This is a genomic window from Belliella marina (assembly GCF_042682445.1).
Taxonomy (GTDB): Bacteria; Bacteroidota; Bacteroidia; order Cytophagales; family Cyclobacteriaceae; genus Belliella; species Belliella marina.
On sequence record NZ_JBHUHR010000032.1, the window covers coordinates 29,232 to 32,272 of the forward strand.

4 protein-coding genes and 1 pseudogene are annotated in these 3,041 nt (G+C 40.2%); 2 read left to right on the forward strand and 3 right to left on the reverse strand.

Features of this window, described 5'->3' with window-relative positions; translation table 11 throughout:
- Nucleotides 1-236, forward strand: a pseudogene (locus tag ACFSKL_RS11875) (hypothetical protein); the annotation flags it as partial.
- Between the two features lie 516 nt (nucleotides 237-752).
- Here ACFSKL_RS11875 and ACFSKL_RS11880 read toward each other — a convergent pair.
- From ACFSKL_RS11880 to ACFSKL_RS11890, 3 genes are all read right to left on the reverse strand, one after another.
- Nucleotides 753-1,079, reverse strand: coding sequence for a KilA-N domain-containing protein (locus ACFSKL_RS11880; RefSeq protein ID WP_376886456.1), 327 nt, complete (start codon nucleotides 1,077-1,079; stop codon nucleotides 753-755).
- A 217-nt stretch (nucleotides 1,080-1,296) separates the two neighbouring features.
- On the reverse strand, nucleotides 1,297-1,764 hold the full coding sequence (locus ACFSKL_RS11885) for a hypothetical protein (protein ID WP_376886457.1): 468 nt from the start codon (nucleotides 1,762-1,764) through the stop codon (nucleotides 1,297-1,299).
- Complete coding sequence (locus ACFSKL_RS11890; protein WP_376886458.1) at nucleotides 1,761-2,024, reverse strand: hypothetical protein; 264 nt, start codon at nucleotides 2,022-2,024, stop codon at nucleotides 1,761-1,763. Before ACFSKL_RS11890 ends, ACFSKL_RS11885 begins: the two co-directional genes overlap by 4 nt.
- A gap of 643 nt (nucleotides 2,025-2,667) precedes the next feature.
- Here ACFSKL_RS11890 and ACFSKL_RS11895 point away from each other — a divergent pair.
- A partial coding sequence (locus tag ACFSKL_RS11895; RefSeq protein WP_376886459.1) for a carboxylesterase family protein occupies nucleotides 2,668-3,041 on the forward strand: 374 nt, incomplete at its 3' end.

Here is a 3,041-nt window from a genome sequence, read left to right on the forward strand (position 1 = left end):
GTCTGCCGGAACTGGAGCATTATGTGTCTGCCTTCAGCGGCAAGAAGATCAACAGCATCGGCAAAAAGTGGAGCGATGTGCAAGCCCAGAAATTCAATTCCAACTCCCAGCCCTACTATGTGCTGATGGATCCCAAAGGGGAGAAGGTGCTGGTGGATCCCGTAGGTGCAATTTATGATGTGGGAGGCTACCGTGATTATCTGCAAAGTGGGATAGCTAATTTCAGTAATATATAACCCAAATATAGTTTGACGATAGGGGAAAGGCAGCTGGAATGTTCCAGCTGCTTTTTTGATGCTGATTGCTTTTTGCATACACCAATCTCGTCCAAAGAATGTTTTTTGTAAAAAACATTGTGCCTCTTTATGGGTAATCAATGATCATGTGCAGGGTATTTCAGCGAATGAACACAAAAACCTTGCAATATATTGACTTGCTTTTGTTGGCCAGCTTTATCCCGATACGCTTTGCCATCCGGGACTATTTCCTTGGCTTCCGTTCACAGTGTATTTATACAGCTTTACTTCACCAACTTGGATCTTACTCAATTCAGACTTTTTCAGCAGCTCCTCTGTAACAGCTCCATTTTTCTGAGGGCTCAGTGTTTATTTCCATTTGGAGTGATTGGGTTGGTTGTCATCTAAATTGGTCGTCTTTCCAGCCCTTCTCCCTGGCCCTTCGCTAAAAACCTTCACTGAAGGTTTTCTGAACGCTCAGTCCTAATTCCTGTATGGAGTGATTAGAGGCTTTGCCTATCCCTGACTCCATCTACAAGAGCCGTGACATGCATGGACTGATACAGAAAAACTGCCACCAAACTCAAATGCAATGTCTGGATGTGCGTAAGTCCCGCCATATCGCCCTGCTGTTGCTTTCAGTCCAATGGCATTGGTTTTTTCAACCCAATCTTTCACACTGAGTTTGTAGCTATTCAATCCTGCCTGACTTTTAATTATGGCGAATCCGCCATAATTAAAATCTGGGCTGTAAACTGTCCCCCAAATTCCAAGATATTCAACAGTATATCTATTGCGAAGCCAATCAGAAATAAAGAAACCTCCGTCTTTGGCTTTAAGCATATAAATAGTGAGAGGCACGCTCCTGCTTGGAAGGGACAGGCTGTGAGTTTATGGCTCACGACCGTCTACGATTATAGGGTGTTGTTCTCTTATTTTCTTGTCCAAATTGCTGGTCCACCGTGACCAATTTCAAGTTTTAAATATTTTCTTCCATTCGAAATTTCGTCAAGAAGCTCGGAAATTTCTTTATTGTCTTTTGTTTGTTGCCATGTCCGATTTAAATGACTATGTTTTTAGTCAATAGTGTCATTAAAGCACTATTTTTGAAGTGGTCAAGGTTTTCAAAGTTTTTGAGTCTAACAATTTCTTCGTCAGGAATACAGCAAGCGTGAAATTCAATTATTTTCCAAAAAGCTTTTGCAGCTTGTCTTTCAGAGTCAGATTCCTTTTTAATAGAACGGAATTGGTTCTTATGGTTTCCTGTTGTGTCGTAAAAAAAGCGAAATAATTGTTCTTTTAAAAGTCCGTTAATGTCTTCACTTGAAAGTTTTAAATCGTCTTGTTTTAGTTCAGGTTTTGTGTTCTGGATTTGATTGGCAATTTGGTCAAAGGTTTTTGAGTTACTTGTCAAACTGTCTGAGTCGATTATAAACGCTTCAAGTTTGGTTAAATGATTTTCTTTCTTGATGTTTTGGCAAGCAACAAAAGTCAAAGATGTCAATCTAAATGTTAATTGTCGTGTCATTTAATTGCCCCATTTACAAGCATTAAAATAAAAAGTCCAAAACACACCATTAATGCATACAAAATATCTTTCTTTTTAGCTTTAATTATTTGAATAGCCAAAATTGTCAACGCTATTGTGAAAATTATTCCTTCGGTCAGCATTACTGTTGAGTAAATTTCGGGGTTGTCATAATACCAAGGGTTTTCATTAATTGGTCCCCAAGGATAGCCATCTGTTTGTTTTTTTACTTTAACTGTCGACCATTCACTTAGCGACATAAAAGTCATAAGTCCAAAAAAACAATGTTGCCAAAGTCGTTCCTGTCCAAAATAATATGTTCTTCGTTTTTGTCATTTACAACCTCCTTTAAGGAGTCTCTTCACGCCATCATGACGGATATTTCCCAATTACCAAACATAACCATTCCGATCTTACCATAAAATACCAACTACTTGGTGTCTTTTTTAAAAACACTTTTTATTTTCAGCTCTAACCACCTAATGCAGGTGGGACGACGAAGATCTGGACCAGCCTCCCTTTTCCGGGAGGCCGGCGGTGGCATTTATCGTGGATAGATCCTGTCTCGTATATGGGAATATCTCCTTCTTGATTTTTTGGTTACTTTTTGCTTCCGATCTAATCGGAAACAAAAAGTAAAAGACATCCTATCCACGCATTTTCTTGCCTCTTGAATCTTATGTCTTATGTCTACCGTCTCATCCGCCGTGGTTAAGTTATCTCATATCTTTCCAACTTCATCCTTTTACTTACGTCCCAAATCTCGTGTCTTATGTCCACGATCCATCGGGCTGGCCCATCTCACATCTTTTTTTATAACTTAAATATGGTTTTTGGAAAGAAAGCTGTTACTTAGTTGTCATACCTATCTTATACTTTCCAGTTCCAATAATTCATGCAGGTTTGAACGAAACAGATAAATCAATCTTTGATACCCCGGCAGGGAAAATAGCAGGTTGGATTGAAGGCAATGTTGTCCGTGCTACAGGTATCCATTATGCAATTGCAGAAAGATTCCACAAGCCCCAGCCAATAGTACCAGCCACTCACACAATCTTGGCTGACAAATGGGCAAGGGCATGTCCACAACTTAAAGTCCCTTTTTTGGAAAAGGTGCTTGGGGGCACACCACTTTCAAGGCTGGAGACCGATGAACATTGCCAACAGCTATCCATCACCCTTCCAAAAGGCACCACAGCCAAAGATGGACTTCCGGTCATGGTTTGGATTCATGGAGGATCCTATACCTCAGGGGCAGGGGATGCAGATGTGTTTGA